At 55.2% G+C, this 22,308-nt stretch carries 26 protein-coding genes and 1 pseudogene; 16 read left to right on the top strand and 11 right to left on the bottom strand.

Features of this window, described 5'->3' with window-relative positions:
• Nucleotides 1-73 precede the first annotated feature (73 nt).
• The 3 genes from V7Z75_RS09495 (at nt 74) to V7Z75_RS09485 (ending at nt 3,982) form a co-directional block, all read left to right on the top strand.
• Complete coding sequence (locus V7Z75_RS09495) at nt 74-646, top strand: hypothetical protein (protein ID WP_334108380.1); 573 nt, start codon at nt 74-76, stop codon at nt 644-646.
• A 93-nt stretch (nt 647-739) separates the two neighbouring features.
• Nucleotides 740-3,322, top strand: coding sequence for an ATP-dependent chaperone ClpB (clpB, locus tag V7Z75_RS09490; protein ID WP_334108379.1), 2,583 nt, complete (start codon nt 740-742; stop codon nt 3,320-3,322).
• 174 nt (nt 3,323-3,496) lie between these two features.
• On the top strand, nt 3,497-3,982 hold the full coding sequence (locus V7Z75_RS09485; RefSeq protein ID WP_334108378.1) for a hypothetical protein: 486 nt from the start codon (nt 3,497-3,499) through the stop codon (nt 3,980-3,982).
• 122 nt (nt 3,983-4,104) lie between these two features.
• Here V7Z75_RS09485 and V7Z75_RS09480 read toward each other — a convergent pair whose 3' ends face one another.
• Entirely contained in the window at nt 4,105-4,914 is an 810-nt protein-coding gene (locus V7Z75_RS09480) for a PEP-CTERM sorting domain-containing protein (RefSeq protein ID WP_334108377.1), read from the bottom strand.
• 209 nt (nt 4,915-5,123) lie between these two features.
• On the opposite strand from V7Z75_RS09480, the gene V7Z75_RS09475 reads away from it, so the two are divergent.
• Nucleotides 5,124-5,543 (top strand): secondary thiamine-phosphate synthase enzyme YjbQ, encoded by a 420-nt coding sequence (locus V7Z75_RS09475; RefSeq protein WP_334108376.1) that lies wholly within the window; start codon nt 5,124-5,126, stop codon nt 5,541-5,543.
• Between the two features lie 16 nt (nt 5,544-5,559).
• On the opposite strand, the gene V7Z75_RS09470 is transcribed toward V7Z75_RS09475, so the two are convergent.
• A complete protein-coding gene (locus V7Z75_RS09470; protein WP_334108375.1) occupies nt 5,560-6,867 on the bottom strand; it encodes a murein hydrolase activator EnvC family protein in 1,308 nt (435 codons plus the stop codon).
• Between the two features lie 4 nt (nt 6,868-6,871).
• Entirely contained in the window at nt 6,872-8,425 is a 1,554-nt protein-coding gene (gene gpmI, locus V7Z75_RS09465; RefSeq protein WP_334108374.1) for a 2,3-bisphosphoglycerate-independent phosphoglycerate mutase, read from the bottom strand.
• Nucleotides 8,426-8,652: 227 nt separating this feature from the next.
• Between gpmI and V7Z75_RS09460 the strand changes: the two genes are divergently transcribed.
• The 5 genes from V7Z75_RS09460 to V7Z75_RS09440 all read left to right on the top strand — a co-directional run bounded on the left by V7Z75_RS09460 (nt 8,653) and on the right by V7Z75_RS09440 (nt 11,368).
• On the top strand, nt 8,653-9,063 hold the full coding sequence (locus tag V7Z75_RS09460; RefSeq protein WP_334108483.1) for a rhodanese-like domain-containing protein: 411 nt from the start codon (nt 8,653-8,655) through the stop codon (nt 9,061-9,063).
• On the top strand, nt 9,063-9,320 hold the full coding sequence (gene grxC / locus V7Z75_RS09455; protein ID WP_334108373.1) for a glutaredoxin 3: 258 nt from the start codon (nt 9,063-9,065) through the stop codon (nt 9,318-9,320). The genes V7Z75_RS09460 and grxC overlap by 1 nt, the downstream gene beginning before the upstream one ends.
• A 132-nt stretch (nt 9,321-9,452) precedes the next feature.
• Nucleotides 9,453-9,926, top strand: a complete 474-nt coding sequence (gene secB / locus V7Z75_RS09450) for a protein-export chaperone SecB (protein WP_334108372.1) — start codon at nt 9,453-9,455, stop codon at nt 9,924-9,926.
• On the top strand, nt 9,907-10,353 hold the full coding sequence (locus V7Z75_RS09445; protein WP_334108371.1) for an SH3 domain-containing protein: 447 nt from the start codon (nt 9,907-9,909) through the stop codon (nt 10,351-10,353). Before secB ends, V7Z75_RS09445 begins: the two co-directional genes overlap by 20 nt.
• 22 nt (nt 10,354-10,375) lie before the next feature.
• Complete coding sequence (locus tag V7Z75_RS09440; RefSeq protein ID WP_334108370.1) at nt 10,376-11,368, top strand: NAD(P)H-dependent glycerol-3-phosphate dehydrogenase; 993 nt, start codon at nt 10,376-10,378, stop codon at nt 11,366-11,368.
• A gap of 55 nt (nt 11,369-11,423) precedes the next feature.
• On the opposite strand, the gene trmL is transcribed toward V7Z75_RS09440, so the two are convergent.
• From trmL to V7Z75_RS09420, 4 genes and pseudogenes are all read right to left on the bottom strand, one after another.
• Complete coding sequence (gene trmL / locus V7Z75_RS09435) at nt 11,424-11,888, bottom strand: tRNA (uridine(34)/cytosine(34)/5-carboxymethylaminomethyluridine(34)-2'-O)-methyltransferase TrmL (RefSeq protein WP_334108369.1); 465 nt, start codon at nt 11,886-11,888, stop codon at nt 11,424-11,426.
• Complete coding sequence (locus tag V7Z75_RS09430) at nt 11,889-12,284, bottom strand: ComF family protein (protein ID WP_334108482.1); 396 nt, start codon at nt 12,282-12,284, stop codon at nt 11,889-11,891.
• Nucleotides 12,285-12,407: 123 nt separating this feature from the next.
• A pseudogene (locus V7Z75_RS09425) lies at nt 12,408-12,557 on the bottom strand (double zinc ribbon domain-containing protein); the annotation flags it as partial.
• 100 nt (nt 12,558-12,657) lie between these two features.
• Nucleotides 12,658-13,065: a hypothetical protein gene (locus tag V7Z75_RS09420; protein WP_334108368.1), complete on the bottom strand. Its 408-nt coding sequence runs from the start codon at nt 13,063-13,065 to the stop codon at nt 12,658-12,660.
• A 238-nt stretch (nt 13,066-13,303) separates the two neighbouring features.
• Between V7Z75_RS09420 and V7Z75_RS09415 the strand changes: the two genes are divergently transcribed.
• From V7Z75_RS09415 to bioD, 7 genes are all read left to right on the top strand, one after another.
• Nucleotides 13,304-13,711 carry a hypothetical protein gene (locus V7Z75_RS09415; RefSeq protein ID WP_334108367.1) on the top strand — a complete coding sequence of 136 codons (408 nt, stop codon included), beginning with the start codon at nt 13,304-13,306 and terminating at the stop codon, nt 13,709-13,711.
• A gap of 116 nt (nt 13,712-13,827) precedes the next feature.
• The gene (locus V7Z75_RS09410; RefSeq protein WP_334108366.1) at nt 13,828-14,214 is read left to right on the top strand and encodes a hypothetical protein; all 387 of its coding nucleotides are present in this window, start codon (nt 13,828-13,830) and stop codon (nt 14,212-14,214) included.
• Nucleotides 14,215-14,232: 18 nt separating this feature from the next.
• The gene (bioB, locus tag V7Z75_RS09405) at nt 14,233-15,240 is read left to right on the top strand and encodes a biotin synthase BioB (RefSeq protein WP_334108365.1); all 1,008 of its coding nucleotides are present in this window, start codon (nt 14,233-14,235) and stop codon (nt 15,238-15,240) included.
• Nucleotides 15,241-15,251: 11 nt separating this feature from the next.
• The gene (bioF, locus tag V7Z75_RS09400) at nt 15,252-16,451 is read left to right on the top strand and encodes an 8-amino-7-oxononanoate synthase (protein WP_334108364.1); all 1,200 of its coding nucleotides are present in this window, start codon (nt 15,252-15,254) and stop codon (nt 16,449-16,451) included.
• The gene (bioH, locus tag V7Z75_RS09395; protein WP_334108363.1) at nt 16,448-17,242 is read left to right on the top strand and encodes a pimeloyl-ACP methyl ester esterase BioH; all 795 of its coding nucleotides are present in this window, start codon (nt 16,448-16,450) and stop codon (nt 17,240-17,242) included. The genes bioF and bioH overlap by 4 nt, the downstream gene beginning before the upstream one ends.
• Complete coding sequence (gene bioC / locus V7Z75_RS09390) at nt 17,239-18,105, top strand: malonyl-ACP O-methyltransferase BioC (protein WP_334108362.1); 867 nt, start codon at nt 17,239-17,241, stop codon at nt 18,103-18,105. The genes bioH and bioC overlap by 4 nt, the downstream gene beginning before the upstream one ends.
• Nucleotides 18,102-18,776 (top strand): dethiobiotin synthase, encoded by a 675-nt coding sequence (gene bioD / locus V7Z75_RS09385; protein WP_334108361.1) that lies wholly within the window; start codon nt 18,102-18,104, stop codon nt 18,774-18,776. Before bioC ends, bioD begins: the two co-directional genes overlap by 4 nt.
• Nucleotides 18,777-18,789: 13 nt before the next feature.
• Here the strand turns inward: bioD and nadD are convergent, their stop codons facing one another.
• From nadD to V7Z75_RS09365, 4 genes are read right to left on the bottom strand one after another with little or no spacing between them, the layout of a single operon-like run.
• Entirely contained in the window at nt 18,790-19,488 is a 699-nt protein-coding gene (gene nadD / locus V7Z75_RS09380; protein WP_334108360.1) for a nicotinate-nucleotide adenylyltransferase, read from the bottom strand.
• The gene (locus V7Z75_RS09375; RefSeq protein ID WP_334108359.1) at nt 19,488-20,747 is read right to left on the bottom strand and encodes a glutamate-5-semialdehyde dehydrogenase; all 1,260 of its coding nucleotides are present in this window, start codon (nt 20,745-20,747) and stop codon (nt 19,488-19,490) included. Before V7Z75_RS09375 ends, nadD begins: the two co-directional genes overlap by 1 nt.
• Nucleotides 20,748-20,755: 8 nt before the next feature.
• Nucleotides 20,756-21,772, bottom strand: coding sequence for a DNA polymerase III subunit delta (gene holA, locus V7Z75_RS09370; protein WP_334108358.1), 1,017 nt, complete (start codon nt 21,770-21,772; stop codon nt 20,756-20,758).
• Nucleotides 21,769-22,308: an LPS-assembly lipoprotein LptE gene (locus V7Z75_RS09365; protein ID WP_334108357.1), complete on the bottom strand. Its 540-nt coding sequence runs from the start codon at nt 22,306-22,308 to the stop codon at nt 21,769-21,771. Before V7Z75_RS09365 ends, holA begins: the two co-directional genes overlap by 4 nt.

Here is a 22,308-nt window from a genome sequence, read left to right as displayed (position 1 = left end):
TAAGCACTTTTCTCTATCTTACGGTTAATTGTCGCATACACTATCTGTATACGCTTCAATGAGTTAAGAAAGCATGAAACAACACATTAGCGGAATTATCGGGGTTTTGGTCAGTTGGTCGGCAATGGCAGTGGAAATCGGGCCAGATGCGGTCAATTATGATGAGGATGTGGAGCTACGCCAAATGGCAGATCGCATCCCGAGCAACTGCCGCGTAGCCGGGGCGCGTGATGCGAATGGCCAGCCGGTATTTTTCTGGCAGCATACCTTCAAGGATGGAACGCGTGACCTGGTAATGGCAGCTTCGCTGCAAGGCCGTCTGCAGGGTATACGCCGGGTGACCTATGGCGGCAGCCAGAGTCTGGGCTGTCATTTCCCTCTGCTGGCCCTTGTGCGTGGCGGGAGCTGGGGCTGGCATCTGGTGTGGATGCGCATGAACCGAGGTGTGTTTTATGCGCGCATGGATAGCGCTGCCTGGGTTTCTTCTCCTCCCAAGCGCATGACCACTGCTGATGTCAGCCTGATCGAATTGAGCGCGGAGTATAACCACGTTACCCTGAATTGGCTGGAAATTCGTCCCGATGGCACTTCCATGCCTTATCGCATGTTTTCTGACGATGACGGGCGTACCTGGGAAATGCGTTAGATAGTTTTATTGCCGAGTACAGACTTGAATTTGGGTGGATAACCACCATTTAACAGTCAATTAAATCTCTCGTGATATTGAAGAAAGGCGACCATGCGTTTCGATAAATTGACTACCAAGTTCCAACAAGCACTCGCCGATGCGCAAAGCATTGCAGTTGGCAACGACAACTCCTCGATTGAACCACAACACCTGTTGTTGGCTCTGCTGGGTCAGGATGACGGCGGCACGGCTTCTCTACTGGCGCGTGCCGGAGTAAACCTTGCCCCGCTCAAGGCGGCATTGCAGGCTTCCGTCAGTAACCTGCCGCAAATTCAAGGCAATGGCGGTGAGGTATCCATTTCCCGTGATCTCAACAATCTCCTGAACGTCACGGATAAGAATGCCCAGAAACGCAACGATGCTTATATTGCGAGTGAAATGTTCCTGCTCGCGCTGGCGGATGACAAAGGCGAGACCGGGCGACTGCTGAAAACCCATGGCCTGACCAAGCAGGCGCTGGAGCAGGCGGTGAATGCCGTGCGTGGCAGTGATGGCGTCAACAGCCAGGAGGCCGAGGGCAACCGCGAGGCATTGAAGAAATTCACCGTAGATCTGACCGAGCGCGCCCGTCATGGCAAGCTGGATCCAGTAATTGGCCGCGACGATGAAATCCGTCGCGCTATCCAGGTATTGCAGCGTCGTACCAAGAATAACCCTGTACTGATCGGCGAGCCTGGCGTGGGCAAGACCGCGATTGTCGAAGGCCTGGCGCAGCGCATCGTAAATGGCGAAGTGCCCGAAACGCTCAAGAACAAGCGCGTGCTGGTGCTGGACATGGCGGGTTTGCTGGCTGGCGCCAAATACCGTGGCGAGTTCGAGGAACGTTTGCAAGCGGTGCTCAAGGAGCTGGCGCAGGACGAGGGCCAGACTATCGTCTTTATCGACGAAATCCATACCATGGTTGGCGCAGGCAAGGCCGAGGGGGCGATGGATGCTGGCAATATGCTCAAGCCTGCCCTGGCGCGTGGTGAGCTGCATTGCGTAGGCGCAACTACGCTGGACGAGTACCGCAAGTACATTGAGAAAGATGCCGCGCTGGAGCGCCGCTTCCAGAAAGTGCTGGTGGGTGAGCCTTCCGTGGAAGCCACGATTGCAATACTGCGCGGTTTGCAGGAAAAATACGAACTGCACCACGGTGTCGAGATCACCGATCCGGCCATTGTAGCTGCGGCCGAGCTGAGCCATCGCTATATCACTGACCGCTTCTTGCCGGATAAGGCGATCGACCTGATTGATGAGGCCGCCTCGCGCATCAAGATGGAGATTGATTCCAAGCCGGAGGCGCTGGACAAGCTGGAGCGTCGCTTGATCCAGCTCAAGATCGAGCGTGAGGCTGTACGCCGCGAAAAGGATGAAGCTTCGCAGAAGCGCTTTTCGCTGATTGAAGAGGAAATCACCCGACTGGAGAAGGAATACGCTGACCTGGAAGAAATCTGGAAGGCGGAAAAAGCCCAGGTGCAAGGCAGCAAGCATCTCAAGGAAGAAATCGAGAAGGTTCGTGTGCAGATCGAGGAAGCCACGCGCAAGGGTGAATGGCAGAAGGTGTCCGAGCTGCAATACGGCAAGCTGCCGCAACTGGAAACCCAGCTCAAGCAGGCAGCCAGCGCCGAGGAGCAAGGCGAGCGTAAGCATCACCTGTTGCGTACCCAGGTGGGTGCCGAGGAAATTGCCGAGGTGGTCTCGCGCGCGACTGGCATCCCGGTCTCCAAGATGTTGCAAGGCGAGCGCGATAAGCTGCTGCATATGGAAGACAAACTCCATGAGAGAGTGGTCGGCCAGGATGAGGCTGTACGACTGGTTAGCGATGCGATCCGCCGTTCGCGTTCCGGGTTGTCCGACCCGAACCGGCCTTATGGTTCTTTCCTGTTCCTTGGGCCGACCGGCGTCGGCAAGACCGAGTTGACCAAGGCATTGGCCGGGTTCCTGTTTGATTCCGAAGATCACCTGATTCGCATCGACATGAGCGAATTCATGGAGAAGCACTCGGTGGCCCGCCTCATTGGCGCGCCTCCCGGTTATGTCGGTTATGAAGAGGGCGGTTACCTGACTGAAGCTGTGCGTCGCAAGCCGTATTCGGTAATCCTGCTGGACGAAGTCGAGAAGGCGCACCCGGATGTGTTCAATGTGCTGTTGCAAGTGCTGGATGATGGCCGTCTGACCGATGGACAAGGCCGCACCGTGGACTTCAAGAATACGGTGATCATCATGACTTCCAACCTGGGTTCGCAGATGATCCAGAATATGGCAGGCGATGATTACCAGGTGGTCAAGCTGGCGGTGATGGGTGAAGTGAAGGCCAATTTCCGGCCCGAGTTTGTCAACCGGATTGATGAGGTTGTGGTGTTCCATGCCTTGGGTGAGGCGCATGTGAAGTTGATTGCTGGCATCCAGTTGCAAAGCCTGGCCAAGCGTCTGGCGGCGATGGAGATGCATCTCGAAGTGAGTGATGCTGCGCTGGCAGAAATCGCTAATGCCGGTTTCGATCCGGTTTACGGCGCGCGGCCGCTTAAGCGTGCCATTCAGTCCGAGATCGAGAATCCGTTGGCGAAGGAAATCCTCAACGGCAACTTCGCGGCCAAAGATACCGTGCATGTGGATTTCAAGGGTGGTCGCATGGTGTTCAGCAAGCAATAAGCTGGATCAGCAAGGGCAGGAGTAATCCTGCCCTTTTTTATGATAGAAAGATTTTTCGGCAAAATGAGAAAGGCTTGGAATTTGGATATGAGTTCACTGTCCAACTTTCAGCCCAGCTTAAAATGGCATTGATTGGATGACATCTGCGCTGGCAAACAGCCAGGAGGAAGAAAAATGAGAATAGTGATTGCTGCCATGGTTGGCAGTCTGATACTCGTCGGGTGCGCCACGACGACCCAGCAGCAGGAGCCGCAGATACAGCGTATCTCTGCAGAAGAGTTGGACAAGTTAATGCCGCAGCCTGCGCCGTTCATTACTTATGACGAGCTGGTGCGCTTGTCCAAAGCAGGCACGAGTGCGGACGAGATCATTGCCAAGATCAAAGAAAGCAATTCCCGCTATGAGTTGACTCCTTCCAAGGCATTGGAACTGAGCAAGCAGGGCGTGGATGCCAAGGTGTTGGATTATATTTACAGCAGCCGGGAACAGGCCTTGCGGGATGGATTTGCCGAAGAAATTAACAAGCGGGAAAAGGAAAAAGTCATCGAGCAGGAGAAGTTGCGCCGCGAATACCAATGGCGCTATCGCAACGATATGTACTGGGGTCCAGGTTGGGGGCCATACTGGCGCGGTTATTACGGTCCGCGTTGGGGCTGGTGATGCCGGAGAAAAGGCTGGAAGATTCCAGCCTTTTTTATTGGTTCAATCTTGTTGGATTTGAATATAAGGCGATGGCCCTCTATCTACCTGTCTCTGTCCTGTTGCCAGCGAAGATGGGACTGTCAAGCGCGAGGTCTGCGGCGACGTGTGGCCATGCCCACGATACCCAACCCTGCCAGTAGCATGACATAGGAATTTGCCTCAGGCACGGCGGCAATATTGGCGACTACCTGGATGGATTGCAGGTTGATCGAGGCAGTACCTATTACACCTTGGGGTTCATACACATCTTCCCAATAGCCATCCTCAACCCATTGGTCGGGCTCGCAGAATCCGTATTCATCACAAGGCCCCGGTTCGTAATAGCCGGTGTCTATCCACACTTGACCCATATAAACATCAATCCAGGTGTAATCTGCCCAAGCTTCAAAAGAACCGGCGATTGTGGGGAGAACGGCACCGGGGATAATGCCTGTTGCACTGAAAGTGGAGCCATACCCATCAGAACCGTAAAATGAAGCTCCTGAACCGTTAACGCTCACACCGGCGGCACCCAGACTGCCGTTTGATGCGTCATAAGTGCCGGAATAGGTGATGGAGTAACTTTCGATGGTCTGGCCAGGATGGGCAGTAAAGGACAATGGAAGGGAAAAGGTACCGGAAAAGCTTTCGTAACCAAAATAACGGCCACCGTCCGCGCTGGTATACAAAGACCCACCAAAGCTGATTGAAACACCATTGGTAACACCGGATATTGAAGCAATACTGTTATCCAATGTTTGCCAGCCGTAATATGCATCATCGACCTCAAACAGGAATGTATCCGGATCATAGGTGATATCGACCGCACTGGAGTTGATGGTGGTGGAGGCTGCCATGGCAGGCACTGCGGCTGCGAACAGAGCGATAGCACTCAAGTAACGTATTTTCATTTTGAATCTCCCGGGGGTAGTAGAGGAAATGATAATTGCACGCTGCGATATAAATATATTTTTATGTCGCATAAATAAATATAGTCCAATCGGACTATTGGAAGCTCATGGCCATGGACATGGGAAAAGCAGCGGAGCGGCTACTTCGTTTTTCAGTATTGCGTCCAGTCGCTATACTTCCGCTATCAGCCGTTATCAGGGGTATTCGCATGCAGCAACGACATCACCAGATTATTCAATCCACAAATGGACGCCGTTTGTATGACATCACGCCAGCCGTGGTGCGTTGGGTGGGTGAAGCGGGAATAAGAGAGGGATTGCTGACTTTATATATCCAACACACCTCGGCTAGTATCATGGTCAATGAAAACTATGATTCGGACGTGCTGGTGGATATGGAAAGCTTTTTTGCAAGGCTGGTGCCGGATGGCGATCCTTTGTTTATCCATACCGCAGAGGGGCCGGATGATATGCCTGCCCATGTGAGGTCGGCGCTGACCCAGACCAGTATTTCCATCCCTGTGCTGGATGGCAAGGCCGCGTTGGGTACTTGGCAGGGGATATTCCTCTATGAGCATCGCCGCATGCAGCATACGCGCAAGGTACTGCTGCACTTGATCGGCGAGTAATCTGGGAGTCCGTTTGTTACTTGACGACGCTCCAGCTTAGCGGGTCGAAAGGCTTGCTCTGGTGGCGTAGCTCGAAATAAACGCCGTGCTGCTCGTTGCCGCCGCTGTTTCCCACGGCGGCAATAGTGTCTCCACCCTTGACGTTGTCTCCGACCTGTTTCAATACTGCCTGATTGTTGCCATAAAGGCTCATATAGCCGCTGCCGTGGTCGACGATGATCAGGTTGCCAAAGCCGCGTAGCCAGTCCGCAAACACGACCTGGCCGCTGGCGACTGATTTGACCTCGCTGCCTTCGCTGGCGCGAATGAACAGGCCTTTCCATGAAATGCCGGTGTCAGCACGGCTGCTGCCGAAGCGGTTGGTGATTTCGCCGCGCACGGGCAGGTTGAGTTTGCCTTTCAATGAAGCAAAGCTGGTACCGTCGAACGCATTGCTAGGCAGGGTTTCGTTGCGACCGACAATTTTGCCGCTGGCGGGTTTGGTTGCAGATTTTTCGGCTGGCTGGCTGGGCCTTTCTCGGTTTGCCTCGCGCTGGGCTTTTTCCCTTGCAGCTTTTGCCGCCTTTTCTCTTGCGGCTTTTTCACGTGCAGCCTGCTCGCGCGCTGCTTTGGCGAGTCTCTCCATCAATTGCGTCAGGCGTTGCTCGTCGCGCTTGAGCTTGTCAATTTCATTGCGCTGCGCGCTGATCTTGCTCGACAGTTGCTTGACCAGTTTGTCGCGCTGGCTTTTCTGCTGCTGCAATTCCTCGCGTTCTTTTTCCTGCTGCTCCTGCAATGTGTCCAGTCGTTCTAGCGTTTTACTGGCCTCCGCATTCAGGGTTTCTATCTGGGCGATATTGGCAGCCGCAGCATCCATCAATTCCTTGCGAGCCTGGGAAACATAGCCGAAGTAATGCAGTTGCCGTGCGGCAGTATTGGGATCTTGTTGCTGCAGCAGTACTTGTGCCTGGCTGGGTTTGCCATGCAGGTATTGTTGGTAGAGCTGCTGATCCAACAATGCCTGCTGCTGCTTGAGCTCGGCTTCGTGGGCAGCTTTCCGCTGTTGCAGAGAGTGTAATGTCTGGCTGTTTTCCTGCTGCTGCTGCCTGAGGTCGTGAAGTTTGCGGTTGGCCTCGCTGATTGCCTTCTCGCTCTTTTTAAGCGCATCGGCGGCTTCAGCATGCGCTTCTGTCGAACTACTTAGTTCTTTTTTCAGTGATTCGAGGCGCTGGTGAATTTCATCCAGTGCAGCCTTGGGCTTCTCCGGAGCATCCTTGCCAGCTCCTGCTGCTGGTGCGGTGAAAAGGCTGCTTGCCAGCAGCATGCTGAGCCAGCGTGCATGCATGTATTTATGCTGCCTTGAAAGTAACCAGGGACTTCCCGGTCATTTCCGCTGGCTGCTTGAGGCCCATCATGGCAAGCAGGGTGGGCGCCAAGTCGCAAAGCGAGCCGGTGCCGGGAGTTGCCAGGTCGGCAGGCTTGCCGATAAAGAACAGTGGTACCTGGTTGGTGGTGTGCTGTGTATGCGGCTGGTGGTTCTCGTAGTCGACCATTTGCTCTACGTTGCCGTGGTCGGCGGTGATGATCATTTGGCCGCCGATGCTTTCCATGGCCTTGACGATGCGGCCGATACTGGCGTCAACCGTTTCCACAGCCTTGATCGCGGCATTGAGGTCGCCGGAGTGGCCGACCATGTCGCAATTGGCATAGTTGCAGATGATGGCATCGTATTTTCTGCTCAGGATAGCGGCTTCCAGCTTGTCGGTAACTTCGGGCGCGCTCATCTCTGGCTGCAGATCGTAGGTAGCGACCTTGGGGGATGGCACCAGAATGCGGTCTTCTCCGGCGAATACCTGCTCTTCCCCACCGTTAAAGAAAAAGGTCACGTGCGGATATTTCTCGGTCTCGGCAATGCGCAGTTGGGTGAGGCCGTGCTGGGCGACGTATTCGCCGAAGGTGTTGCGGATTTCCATAGGCTCGAAAATCGGTTTGGCACGGGTTTCTGCCTTGTCATATAAAGTCAGGGTATAAAAACCTGACAATTTGGGCTGGCGGCGGCGGTTGAAGCCTTCAAAATCCGGATCCAGCAGGGCATGGGTAAGCTGGCGTGCGCGATCGGAACGGAAATTGACGAAAATGACTATATCGCCATCTTCCATTTTGACGGGCTGCTCGCCAGGTGCAACGATTGCAGTGGCTTTGACGAACTCATCCTTTTCGTCGCGCCCATAGGCAGCTTCCAGGCCAGCCAGCGCGGTGGGGGCGCTGTATTCGCCTTCGCCTTCCGTGATCAGGTTGTAGGCCGCTTCGACACGTGGCCAGCGTTTGTCGCGGTCCATGGCGTAGAAACGTCCACAGATAGAAGTGATCTTGCCGCCGCCGATCCGGGCGCAAGCTTCCTCCAGCTTTTTCAGGTAGGGCTTGGCGCTGATGGGCGGCGTATCGCGGCCATCAAGGAAGGCATGCACGTATACTTTTTCTACCCCAGCCTTAACCGCCATTTCAATAGTGGCGTGGATATGATCTTGATGGCTGTGCACGCCGCCATCGGACAACAGTCCGAGGATGTGTACCGCCTTGTGGCCTGTCTTGGCCTTGTTGATAGCTTCAACCAGGATTGGGTTGCTGAAGAATTCGCCCGAAGCAATTGATCGGTTGATGCGCTCGAAATCCTGGAACACCACGCGGCCCGCACCAATGTTCAGGTGACCTACTTCAGAGTTGCCCATCTGGCCGGTCGGCAGGCCGACGAAGGTTTCCGAAGCGTTGATCAGCGTATGCGGATATTGTTTCCAGAAACGGTCGAGATTGGGCGTATTGGCTAGGGCAATGGCGTTGTCACGGCTATCTTCGCGGTAGCCGAAGCCATCAAGGATCACGAGCAGGGCAGGGGTTACAGTCATGTTGGTCAGGTCCTGGTGAATGCGATGTTAACCTTATATTTTAGAGAGTTTTTCTCGATCACGCATGCCTAATCGCCTGTCTGGCTTGCATTTGAATGATTTCTGCGCAATTTTTTCCGGGAGCGCTTGAATCTTTGCTGACAGTCGTCATCTACTTCACAGTGGCAGTCGGTTGGCGAGCGTAATTTAGGTACAATGGGCAGTTTTAGGCATTTCTTGAGGTGATTGTGGATTTTTTGGCAAAAAATGCATTATGGGCGGGACTGGCCCTGGGTTCGGCCCTCATGCTGCTATGGCCGATGCTTAAGCGCGGCGCTGGTGCGAGCGTGAGCGCCAATGATGCCGTGCTGCTGATCAATCGTTCTGGCGCCGTAGTTTTGGATATTCGTGATGATGCCGCGTTTGCGGCTGGGCATATCGCCGAGGCCAAGCATATTCCCTTGGCGCAATTGTCTGATCGTCTCAAAGAGCTGTCCAAGTTCAAGGAGAAGCCTGTATTGGTCTGTTGCGATAACGGTATCCAGTCTGGCAAGGCGGCAGTGATATTGGCGAAGCAGGGCTTCGCGCAGGTGCGCCAATTGCAGGGCGGCGTCAAGACATGGCAGGAAGCAAAGCTTCCATTGGTGAAGGTTAGATAATGGCAAATATATTGATGTATACCACCGGCACTTGTCCTTATTGCGTCAATGCCGAGCGGTTGTTGCTGAACAAGGGCGTGCAGCAGATTAACAAGGTGCGTGTAGACCTGGAGCCGGAGCTCAGGATGAAAATGATGGAGCAGACCGGCAGGCGCACTGTTCCGCAAATCTATATCGATGATGTGCATGTGGGCGGGTTTGACGACCTGCATGCGCTGGATATGGCTGGCAAACTGGATGTGATGCTGGCGAAATAGTGTCATGGAGTTGCAGTACAAAAACATGACTTAAGCGGATAGAATGGCAGGCTTGAAGTTTTAAACGCTTGTAATATTTTTATTTCATCGACAAGGAAGCGCGAGACGCGACCTGAAACCAAGGGAAGAAACATGGCAGAAGAACAGGCAGTAGCACAAGACCAACAACCGGCATTCGGTATCGAAAAGATCTACGTCAAGGATCTCTCACTGGAAATCCCGAATGCACCACAGATTTTCACACAGCGTGAAACACCCCAGGTTTCCATTGAGTTGAGCAACGCAACGGCGCAACTGGAGGATGGTATCTATGAAGTGACCGTAACCGTAACAGTAACCTCCAAACTGGGCGAAAAGACAGTATTCCTGGTGGAAGTGGCGCAAGCTGGCATTTTCCAGATCCGCAACGTGCCACAGGAGAATCTGGATATCATCCTTGGTGTGACTTGCCCGAACATCGTGTTCCCTTACGCGCGCGAAACCATTTCCGATATCGTTACCCGCGCAGGCTTCCCACCCATCTTGCTCAACCCGGTCAATTTTGAAGCGCTCTACGCACAACAAAAGCAGGAACAAGCCAAGGCCAATGGCACAACCACTCACTAAGCTATTTGTCGTAGTTTCCATGCTGATGCCTGCATGGGCATCAGCGGTCGAGTTTCGCTCAATTTCAGTTCCCAAGGCAGTGGTGTATGACACACCATCCGCCGCAGGCAAGAAAACTTTCATCCTGGGCCAAGGCTATCCTGTCGAGGTGCTTGTGAACCTGGGCGACTGGATCAAGGTACGCGACGCACAGGGCAGTTTGAACTGGATTGAGGCCAAGCAGCTTGCTGCCAAGCGCACTGTGCTGGTCAAGAGCGGCCAGGCCGATGTCAGACAGGCGGCTGAAGCAGGCTCGGCTCTGATCGGCAAGCTTGATAAAGATGTTGTGCTCGATATGGTCGAGCCTCCGGTCAATGGCTGGGTCAAGGTCAAGCATAGGGATGGCATGACAGGATATGTGCTTGCCTCTTTCCTATGGGGCTTTTGACGAGCCGCTTAAGTAGCAATCTATGAAGAAAATTACAGTCTTGGGTGCGGGTGCCTGGGGAACGGCGCTGGCGCTGCAAATCAGCCGCCAGCACCAGGTGTCGCTGTGGACGCGCAACCAATCGCATATCATGGATATGCAGATCACGCGTGCCAACCTGCAATACTTGGGCGACTTTACTTTTGGCGACCAACTCACCGTGGAAGGCGATCTCGGCCGCGCACTAGAAGGCACGGACCTCATCGTCTCCGTGGTGCCGACCAATGGCTTCCGCAATGCTTTGAAGGAAATCAAGCGGTTGGGCTGCGATGCACCTTTGATCTGGGCTTCCAAGGGCCTGGAGGCAGCCACGGCCAAACTGCCGCATGAGGTTGCGCAGGATGAGCTGGGCGACAGCCGCCCTTGGGGGGTGTTGTCCGGACCCAGCTTCGCAGCGGAACTGGTGCGTGGATTACCAACAGCTGTGACGCTGGCAGCTAATGATGCCGAATTTGCGGCACAGGCTGGCGCTTTGCTGCATGGCGGTAACTTCCGCGTCTATACCAGCACTGACGTGATCGGCGTCTCTGTTGGCGGCGCACTCAAGAATGTGCTGGCGATCGCTGCAGGCATCAGCGATGGCATGCAGTGTGGCAATAATGCCCGTGCCGCGCTGATCACGCGAGGCATGGCCGAGATGACGCGCTTCGGCGTGGCATTGGGCGGCGCCAAGGAAACCTTCATGGGGCTGACAGGCGCTGGCGATCTGATCCTTACCTGTACCGGGCAATATTCGCGCAACCGCGAAGTGGGCCTGCGACTTGCCAATGGCCAGACCCTGCAGGAGATTCTCAAGACTCTGGGTCATGTGGCCGAAGGTGTGCATACTGCCCGCGAAGTACTCAAGCGCGCCAACCTGCTCGGTGTGGACATGCCGATTACGCAGGAAGTCGATCAGGTATTGTCACATGGTCGATCGCCACGGCAGGCAATGGAGAACCTGCTGAGCCGGGAACAAAAATCCGAGTCTCAATAAGATCCGATCAATGCAAAAAGCACCAGTTGGTGCTTTTTTTATCTACCAAATTTGATTAAATCGCCCCATCGAAATCGTGCTGTCGCCAGGCTTCGTATAGCAATATGGCAGCGGAGTTGGAGAGGTTTAGGCTGCGGCTTTCCGGCATCATGGGTAACCTGACTCTGTGCTCGGGGCTGAACTCGGCGCGGATTTCTTCCGGCAGGCCGCGTGTCTCCGGGCCGAATACAAATACATCTCCCGGCTGAAAGCGGATATTGCTGTGGCGCGTGCTGCCCTTGGTAGTGAGCGCAAACATCCTGTGGCCTGTCAGCGCCTGTTTGCAGGCTATCCAATCCTCATGCACGACCAAGTTGGCGTATTCGTGGTAATCCAGCCCGGCGCGCTTCAACTGCTTATCCTCCAGCGTGAACCCTAACGGTTTGACCAGGTGCAGGCGGGTACCGCTGTTGGCGCACAGGCGGATGATATTGCCGGTATTGGGTGGAATTTCTGGCTGATATAAAACGATTTCAAACATTTATGATGAGATGGTTCGTGCGATCACCCAGCATTCTACATGGCTGGCCCCCGCATCCTTCACAGTTTTTGCCAATGCGTTGAGGCTGGCCCCCGTCGTCATGACGTCATCCAGTAATACGATACGTTTTCCTTGCAGGTCAGCCGTGCAGGCAAAAGCGCCGTGCATATTCCTGATGCGTTGCTTGTATGGCAGGCTGGCCTGCGGCGGAGTGGGTTTGACGCGTTTGCAGGCATGCAGGTTGACTGGCATGGATAATTGCTTGCTGACGATCCTGGCGATTTCCACAGATTGATTGAAGCCGCGCTCCTTGATGCGCTGAGGATGCAACGGCATGGGGATGATGCAATCTGGCAATGGCAGGTGCTTGACCTGGCTGGCCAGTAAATGGCCCATTGTGCGGGCCAATGGGAGCAATTGTCCGTATTTGTATTGCTGCAATATGACCGAGAACGGAAATTGATATTGGAACAAGCATTGGACCGCATCAAACGATGGAGAGGACCGGAGGCATTGTCCGCAAAGATGATTGTCTGGACTAGGCAACGCACATTGCGGGCAGAGGTTTTCCAAGTGCCACGGCATGTCGCGCAGGCAATGATCACAAATACCCAGGCTACTGGCCTGATTTGCGCAAAGCAAACAGGACTGGGAAAGCAGCAGTTCCATGAGCCTGGTAATCAACGATGGCCTATCCGCTATTGGTAGAAAGTTAGCGGATTGTAGCGCTTATTGCACCTGCTTGCTTCAGCAGGCGAAATGGCTGCTGTTATTGGGTTTCTATACTCATATCCCGCCAGCATTCCTTATGCGCCTTGAGCAGTGCGAACAGTCCGGCGGGTACAACCACCGCGAAAGCAATTGCCCACAGGACTAGGCCAAGATGCAGGCCATCGCCTACCAGTGGGATCAACACGCCCGCGAAGATCATGGAGGCAAGCAAGCCACCAAAAATGCCGTAAAAACGGTAACCCGCATGTTGGGTATATTGTCTGACCAATGGATTGGGATGATGAATATTGGCGGAATAGACAAAAATGGAAAGACCTATCCAGATCAGCAGGACAGGGAAAAGCGGCATCAGGAGCACGGCAATCACGGAGCCAAAATTGAAAACCTGTGCGCACCTCTTTTGTGATCGCGCGCTGATGACGGAAGTTGCTGTCTGATTTTCCATACTGTCGTTCCCTTATTCAACAATCTGAGAACATTATGAAAGTTTTTATAAATCAATAATAATGAAATTTATCTGCTGTTTATATGATAATTATTGATATTTGGTTAAAGGGTGTTTGTTGGTTGTGCAACTTGCAATTTGTAGTGATTTTCTTAAGTAAACAGAGCATTGAAAGTGAGCGCATCGACAGAATCTTAAATTCTCGATAGCCGTGTCACGGCTGGCTTACGTGGGGAAGGTGACTGATTTCTTTGATGAATCGAACACCAAGGATAAGCTATTCTGGTTGCCATCATTGCATGTAGTGCAAGCATTAAAGAACGACTTGGATATTCGTGCCGGTATTGCCAAAACTGTGCGCCGTCCCTCACTGCGTGATCTTTCTCCAACCATAGTCACTGAGGATGGCACGATAGCCGAACCTGATACGGCAGGTAACCCAAATGTTGTCCCTGAAACTGCATGGGGCCTGTGCGATAGAGCATACTTACCGCTCAATGTATGTCAAGTTAACCTATCTGTTTTAAAATTTAGTAAGTATCAAAAAGGAGCCATGTGTTCCTTTTTTTATTTGAATCAAAGGAATTTCTGGAGGGTTGTCTGGAAGCAATATCAAGCTGATATTAATCATCCACATGTTGAATGAAATATAAGTAAAGATTGAAAACTTAGGTTTTGTTTAATATTTGTGCAAATGTAAAGTGATTGTTGTCGTGAATGTTGACAAGTTATAATTCGGGTTAAATTTTCATAAGGATTGTCATGGCGACTAAAATTGTCACGGCCAAACAGCAGATGCGGGCAGCGCAAGCTTTCCCCTTCTTTTCCAGCCTTGCAGTCATCATCCCGATATTGATTCCCTTCTGGATTGCAGCTTCTATTTTTTCCTACTGTTCTATTGCGCATCATCCATGCAACCGGGTCTGCCAATATCTGGTGCCGGCAGGGTATCGTTTTTATGGGTTGATGGGAACCTGGGTGGTGTTGCTCAATTTCAGTTCGCAACTGGCCGATTGGGCGGGCGGTGCCTTGAGGCTGGCATTCATTGTATGGGCAATCAGTATTCTTGTGATTGTGCCGTTTGGTATTCGTGACATCCTGCGGGCGCGAAAAGAACCCTGGCAAGATATCACGGTTGAAACAGAATAAAGTGAAGAGAGGAAATACATGCAAGAGTCAGTGATTGACATACGTGGCCTGGACGGTGCTGTGCGCACTAAGATACAGGCCCGCGCAGAGGCGCCGAAGCGCTGGGCGGTGGAAGAGATTGCCGCGCTGTTCGAGTTGCCTTTTGCTGACCTGATGCATCGCGCTCAGACCGTGCATCGTGCGAATTTCGACCCGAACGGCGTGCAGGTCAGCACTTTGCTATCTATTAAAACGGGCGGCTGTTCCGAGGATTGCGGCTATTGCCCACAGGCGGCGCGTTATCATACTGATGTGGAAAAGCAGGACTTGATGCAGCTGGAAGAGGTGCTGGCGGCAGCGCGTGCAGCCAAGGAAAGCGGCGCCAGCCGCTTCTGCATGGGCGCCGCCTGGCGCAGTCCCAAGCAGCGCGACCTGGAGCCGGTGCTGGCAATGATCCGCGAGGTGAAAGCGATGGGTCTGGAAACCTGCGCTACCTTGGGCATGCTGAAGGAAGGACAGGCCGAGCAATTGAAGGATGCCGGCCTCGACTACTACAACCATAATCTCGATACCGCGCCCGAATACTACGGCGACGTGATCACCACGCGTACTTATCAGGACCGGTTGGATACGCTGGACCGCGTGCGCGAGCAGGATATCAACGTCTGTTGCGGTGGCATCATCGGCATGGGCGAAACCCGTGCGCAGCGTGCTGGCCTGCTGGCCCAGCTTGCCAATATGGAGCGTCCGCCCGAAAGCGTGCCCATCAACCTGCTGACGCAAGTGGAAGGCACGCCTATGTATGGCATGGACGAGCTGGACCCATTCGAATTCGTGCGCACGATTGCCGCCGCGCGCATCACCATGCCGCAGAGTTTTGTGCGTCTTTCTGCTGGCCGTCAAAGCATGCATGAAGGTATCCAGGCGCTGTGCTTCCTGGCAGGTGCCAACTCGATCTTCTATGGTGAGAAGCTCTTGACCACCGGCAATCCAGAAGCAGATGCCGACAAGGCTTTGTTTGGCAAGCTGGGCATTCATCCACTCTAAATCCCCCGGCAATGACAGCGCTATTCTCCTCCGGCAATACTGGTGCAGCATCACCGTTGCTGGAGGTATTGCAGGCAGAACTTCAGCAGCGTGCTGATCAGGGGTTGCTGCGGAAACGCAGGGTGTTGCAAGGAATGCAGGGTGCGCATGTCGTTGTCGACGGCGAGCGCTTGCTCTCGTTTTGTAGCAATGATTACCTGGGCCTTGCCAGCCATCCTGCGCTGATCGCCGCCATGTCGCAAGCGGCGGGCGCGGCAGGGGCTGGCAGCGGGGCATCGCACCTGGTGACCGGCCACCAGGAGGCGCACGAGGCGCTTGAGCAATACCTACGCCAATTCACCGGGCAGCCGGCAGTGTTGCTGTTCACGACGGGCTATATGGCCAATCTGGGCATCATCACTGCATTGTGCAACCGGGATGACGTCATCTTCGCCGACAAGCTCAACCATGCCTCGCTCAATGATGGTGCGGTGCTGTCGCGCGCCACGCTCAAGCGCTATCCGCATAATGATCTCGCCAGCCTGGAACGCATGCTGTTCCAGACCAATGCGCGGCGCAAGCTAGTGGTGGCCGATGCGGTATTCAGCATGGATGGCGACCTGGCACCGGTACCTGAGTTGCTGGCATTATGCGAGCGCTATGAGGCTTATCTCTTGCTGGATGATGCGCATGGATTTGGCGTATTGGGGGAGGATGGCCGAGGCATATTAGAGTATTTTGGCCTGAGTTCACCACGTATCATCTATATGGCGACGCTGGGCAAAGCGGTAGGAGCGGCAGGTGCTTTTGTGGCAGGCGCCGAGGTGCTGGTGGAATACCTCATGCAAACCGCGCGATCCTATATCTACACCACAGCCAGCCCCGCGCCGGTGGCTGCCGCGGCCTTGGCGGGGGTGCGGCAGATTGCGGAAGATGGCCGCCGTCGCCGCCACCTGCATGACCTGATCCATTTGTTCCTATCAGAATGCCGGTTGCAGCGCTGGCAGCGCATGGAATCTCATACGGCTATCCAGCCCATTATTATCGGCAGCAATGACGAGGCTCTGCGTGTGAGTGAGCGCCTGCGTGAGCAAGGTATCCTGGTGCCAGCAATCAGGCCTCCTACCGTGCCCAAGGGCAGCGCGCGGCTGCGTATTTCCCTTTCTGCGGCGCATAACGAGGAAGATGTGCGCCGCTTGCTGCGGGTGCTGCATATGCTGGAGTTGGCATGAGCGCTGTGCATGTCGAGGTGACAGGCCAGGGCGAGCCGCTGGCGCTGATTCATGGCTGGGGCATGCATGGTGGCGTCTGGCAACCCGTGATCGATAAGCTGCAAGCGTATTTCACCTTGCATATCGTGGATTTGCCAGGCATGGGTTTGAGCCGGGAGGTGCAAGCGCACGATCTGGATGACATGGTGCAAGCCTTGCTGCCTGTGTTGCCACCATGCTTTAGCGTCTGTGGCTGGTCGTTGGGTGGACTGGTCGCCATGCGGCTGGCTATGCAGCATCCGCAGCGGGTGAATAAATTATTGCTGGTTGGCAGCACGCCGTGCTTCATCAATACTGAGCCCAATCAGGAATCTGCCTGGCAATACGGTATGGCGGCCAGTGTCTTTGAGCAATTTGCCAGCCAGGTGGCTGAGGATTATGCTGCGACACTGATCAAATTCCTGACCCTGCAATGCATGGGCGCCGAGGACGCGCGCGCCACCATCAAACAGTTGCGCCAGGCCATCAGCGCTCGACCAGCACCCACGCAAGCTGGATTGCAAGTAGCACTGGACATCTTGCTGCACAATGATTTGCGTGCTGGGATCCAAGCCTTGCAAGCGCCTGTTCTTTTGATACACGGCGACCGGGACACATTGGCGCCAGTGCAAGCCGCTCACTGGCTGGCGCAGCATTTGCCGCATGCGCAACTGCGTGTGCTGGCTGGAGCCGGGCATGCGCCCTTTCTTTCGCATCAGGCTGCCTTTGTGGAGTATCTGATGCATTTTCTTTTGCCTGTAAAAACCTCATGAGTGACCAATACCAGATAGACAAGGCCAGGGTGCGGGCATCGTTTGACCGCGCGGCAGGCAGTTACGACGCGGCTGCCATCCTGCAGCAAGAAATACGCACGCGCATGCTGGAGCGGTTGGAACTGGTCAAGATCGCGCCGCAGGTCATCCTGGATGCCGGTTGCGGTACCGGCCATGCCAGCGTTGCCCTGGGCAAGCGCTATAGCGGTGGTAGTGTGATCTCGCTTGATCTGGCCTTGGGCATGCTGCAACAGACGCTTGCGCATTATCCCCTGCTCAAGCGCATCCTGGGTAGCAAGCGCCCGGCGGCACTGTGCGCGGACATCGAGCAATTGCCGTTAAGCGATAATAGCGTGGACCTGATCTGGTCCAATGTCGCCATCCAGTGGTGCAACAACCTCGACCAGGCATTTGGCGAAATAGCGCGCGTGCTACGCACGGATGGCTTGCTGATGTTCAGTACCTTTGGCCCGGATACGCTAAAAGAGCTGCGGGTGGCTTCCGGCAATGAGCATGTACATGTCAGCCGTTTCATCGACATGCACGATATTGGCGATGCTTTGGTGCGTGCTGGCTTTGCCGATCCAGTGCTGGACGTGGAGCGCTTTGTGCTGACTTACGACGATGTCATGGCCGTCATGCGCGACCTCAAGGCCATAGGCGCCAACAATGCTGCGGCAGGCCGCGCGCGCGGCCTGCTCGGGCGCGGATTCCTGGCCCGCTTGACAGCAGCCTACGAGCAATTCCGCCATGAAGGTAAATTGCCCGCCACCTATGAAGTGATTTACGGACATGCCTGGAAACCACAACCCAAACAACTCGGCGTGGCAACCGTGACCCTGCATCCGCGGAGGCCGCGTTGAGCCAGGCGAAAAAGCAGGCGTATTTTGTCACAGGGACGGATACCGGCGTAGGCAAGACTTTTATCAGCAGCCTGCTGGTGCGCCAGTTTGCCCGGCGTGGTTTGCGCAGTGTGGGCATGAAGCCGGTGGCCTCCGGCTGCGAGCGTGTGGATGGACGGCTGGTTTCCGAGGATGCCGCGCAATTACTGGCGGCAAGCAATGTGGAATTATCAATTGATGACATCAATCCCTACGCCTTTGAGCCAGCCATCGCCCCGCATATTGCAGCGCAACAGGCTGGGATGCGGATTGACCTTGACCATATCCAGACTGTATTCAAGCGTTTGCAAGCGCAGGTAGACGTGGTGATTGTCGAGGGGGCGGGTGGTTTCTATGTGCCACTGGATGAGCAGCACGATATGGCTGATTTAGCCGTCAAGCTTGGTTTTCCGGTGATTCTGGTTGTCGGCATGCGCCTGGGCTGCATCAATCATGCGCTATTAACCGCAGAGGCGATCAGGCAACGCGGCCTGACATTGGCAGGTTGGGTAGCGAACCAGGTCGACCCTGGAATGGCGATGCTGGAAGAGAATCTGCAAACCTTGCGGCAGCGTATGCCAGCTTCTTATCTCGGTTGGGTGCCCTGGCAGACGGCTACAGACACATTGAATGTAGTGGAATTGATAATCTGAATAGAGATTACGGCTAGCTATATAAGTGGTATCGGTGGATATAGTCCAGCACGCTGTCTGGCAGTTGGTAGCGTGGCGATTGGCCAATTTGTAGCTGATGGCGGATATGCGTCGCCGAGATATCCAGCGCGGTGATGCACTGTATATATATTCCATTGTGGGCTTGAGTATATAGTTGCGGCAGGCTTGAAACCGTATGGGTTTGCAAAAACCCAGCCAATGCCAGGTTGTCCGCAGGCAATACTGCCCCTGGCCGCGTCGCTACGACGATATGCGCGAATTGCAGTAATTCCTGCCAACGATGCCAGCTGGTAATTCCCGCCAAGGCATCCATGCCCATCAGCAGGCAAAGCCTTGCCTTGCCTTGCAGTTCTTCATGCAGGGATTGCAGGGTGTCTATGGTGTAGGAGTAGCCTTCGCGCTCCAGTTCCCGCGTGTCCAGCTTGAATAAAGGATTGTCGGCAATCGCGAGCGCGACCATTTCCGCACGTTGCTTGGCCGAGGATGTGGGCTGGTCGCGGTGGGGCGGCGTGGCGGATGGGATGAAGCGGACTTCACTGAGATTCAAAGCCTCGGCCAGTTCCTGCGCCATGCGCAGGTGGCCGAAGTGGATGGGATCAAAAGTGCCGCCCATCAGGCCGATGAGCGGAGCGGAGTTGGCTGGCGGCGTGGCGCCAAGGAGCATGCTGGTGAAGTGCAGGTGGGACGGCATCAGGCCCTGGTTTCACCATTGCCGAATACGACGTATTTCAGGCTGGTGAGTCCGTCCAGCCCGACCGGGCCGCGTGCGTGCAGTTTGTCGGTGGAAATGCCGATTTCAGCACCCAAGCCATATTCAAAGCCGTCGGCAAAGCGGGTGGAAGCATTGACCATGACGCTGCTGGAATCCACTTCGCGCAGGAATTGGTGCGCGCGGGTGTAGTTCTCGGTGATGATGGACTCGGTGTGCTGGGAAGAGTACTGGTTGATATGGGCGATGGCTTCGTCCACGTCCGCCACAATTTTCACCGAAATGATGGCATCTAGATACTCCGTGTAGTAATCCTCTTCCGTCGCTGGCTTGGCTGCCGCTACCAATGCCTGCGTTTCTGCGCAACCGCGAATCTCCACGCCTTTGCTGATGAGCATGTCAGCCAGCAGCGGCAAGGCTGCTGGGGCGATGCTGCGGGCGACCAGCAGGGATTCCGCCGTGTTGCAGGTGCCGAGCCGCTGGGTTTTGGCGTTTTCCAGGATGCGCAATGCCTTGTCGAGGTCGGCGCTTTCGTCCACATAGACGTGGCAATTGCCGTCGAGGTGCTTGATGACGGGGATGCGGGCATCGTTGGAGATGCGCTCGATCAGCCCCTTGCCGCCGCGCGGCACGATGACATCCACATAGTCCTTCATGGTGATGAGCTCGCCGACAGCGGCGCGATCTGTGGTAGCAACCACTTGCACGGCAGCCTGTGGCAGGCCAGCGGCTGCCAGACCTTCATGCACGATGGCAGCCAGCGCGCGGTTGCATGCAATGGCTTCGGAGCCGCCGCGCAGGATGGCGGCATTGCCGGATTTGAGGCAGAGGCCGGCAGCATCGACAGTCACATTGGGCCGGGCTTCATAAATGATGCCGATGACGCCGAGCGGTACGCGCATCTTGCCGATCTGGATGCCGGAAGGGCGGTATTTGAAATCCGACATTTCACCGATAGGGTCTGGCAGGCTGGCGATCTGTTCCAATCCTTCGGCCATGGTGTTGATGCTTTTTTCCGTCAGCGTCAGCCTGTCCAGCATGGCGGGTTCCAACCCGTTGTTGCGGGCGTTTTCCAGGTCCACAGCATTGGCCTGCAATAGCGCGGCCTGTTCGCGGCGAATGGCGTTGGCGATGGTGAGCAATGCCAGGTTCTTGGTATGGGTGCTAGCGCGCGCCATGGCGCGGGAAGCCAACCGCGCTTCCTTGCCCAGTTGCTGCATATAATGTTTGATGTCTTCCATTTCTGCCTCTATTTCCTGCTGCCTATGCGCGCCAGCCCGAAGCACAGACGCGAGATTTCCAGCCAAGGGTCCTGATTGAGCAGTCCCTTGGCGGCCTTGTCGATTTCTGCCAGCTTTTGCAACGCTGCTTCTAGGTGGCGCATGCTCAAGCGTGACAATGCTCGCCGCACCAGGTTCTGCCTATCGCCATAAATCCTGGCTTGCTGCATGGCAGAGCTGACATTGCCGCCCTGGGTTTCCGCGTATTTTACCTTGACCAGGCCGCGCAGCACCCAGGCCAGCGCGCTCATGATAGCAACCGGTTGCGCGCCTTCGTCACGCAGGCCGTGCACGATGCGCACGGTATGTTCGCTATCGCCGCTCAGTACGGCATCGCCCAGCTGGAATGCGTCATAGCGAGAGACATTCAATACTGCCTCACGGACAGCATTGCCGTCCAGTATGCCAGCGGGGTAAAGCAGCCCCAGTTTCTGGATTTCCTGATGGGCGGCCAGCAGGTTGCCTTCCACCTGGTGCGCGATGAATTCCAACGTTTCCTGGTCGGTCTGCTGGCCTTGCTGGGCGAAGCGTGCCGCAATCCATTGCGGCAAGGCGGCCGGCACCACTTCATTCAGGGTCAGCGATATGCCATGGTTCTCCAGCGCGGCAAACCAGGCGCTGTTCTTGGCATCGCGTTCCAGCTTGGGCAGGATGATGATGGTGACAGTGTCGTCAATGGGGTGTCCGGCCAATGCGGATAATGCCTTGCCGCCATCCACGCCGGGTTTGCCGGAGGGAATGACGATTTCAAGGATGCGGCGGCTGGCAAACAAGGAAATGGACTGGCCGAATGCAGTGACCTGTTGCCAGTTGAAATTGCGCTCGACAATCAGTCGTGTGCGTTCGTCATATCCTGCTGCGCGGGCAGCGGCGCGGATGGCATCCAGGCTCTCGCGCTGGGCCAGCGGCTCGTCGCCCATGAGGATATAAAGCGGCGCAAGGCCTTGCGCCAGGTGCCGCTCAAGCTCTTGCGGCTTGAGCCTCATTCCTCTATATCGTCCGGTAAGCGCAGGTCGGCAGCGCGTGGCTTGTCCTTGGCTGGCTTGATGACCATAAGGCGGCGCAGCAATTCCCTGGTTGCATCTTCCTTCATGTCGTTATAGAGCCGTTCTTGCTCTAGCTGTTTCGCGAGCAGTTGCGAATCGTCATAGGTGATTTCACGCTGGCCCTTGATGGATTGCACCTCTCCCCAGGTTTCGCTGGCTGGATCGCGCACCCGGAAAGTGAGGGTGTAGAGCAGCTCGAATTCACGCACCAGACCACGTCCGCTCAAGGAAAGAATACGTTGTTCCTGCGCTTCGCTCATAAGTTCAAGCAATAGATCAGCCTGGTCTGCCGAACTCACTATCTTGACATTATTGACGGTAAGCGAACGCTTGAACGGCTTGGAGATGGAAAGCGACGGCCCCTGGATGAACAGGGTATGGAACTTGAGGTCGGCCACGCCACGCATCTTGAAACCGCAGGCCGTGAGAGCCAGCAGCATGGCGAGCAGAATCCAGCGGGTGGCGCGCATATACAT

It is taken from the genome of Methylobacillus sp. (genome assembly GCF_036844465.1).
In the GTDB taxonomy this organism is placed as follows: Bacteria; Pseudomonadota; Gammaproteobacteria; order Burkholderiales; family Methylophilaceae; genus Methylobacillus.
The sequence above is the reverse complement of the archived record's forward strand: the minus strand, read 5'-3'. Positions and strand labels throughout refer to the sequence as shown.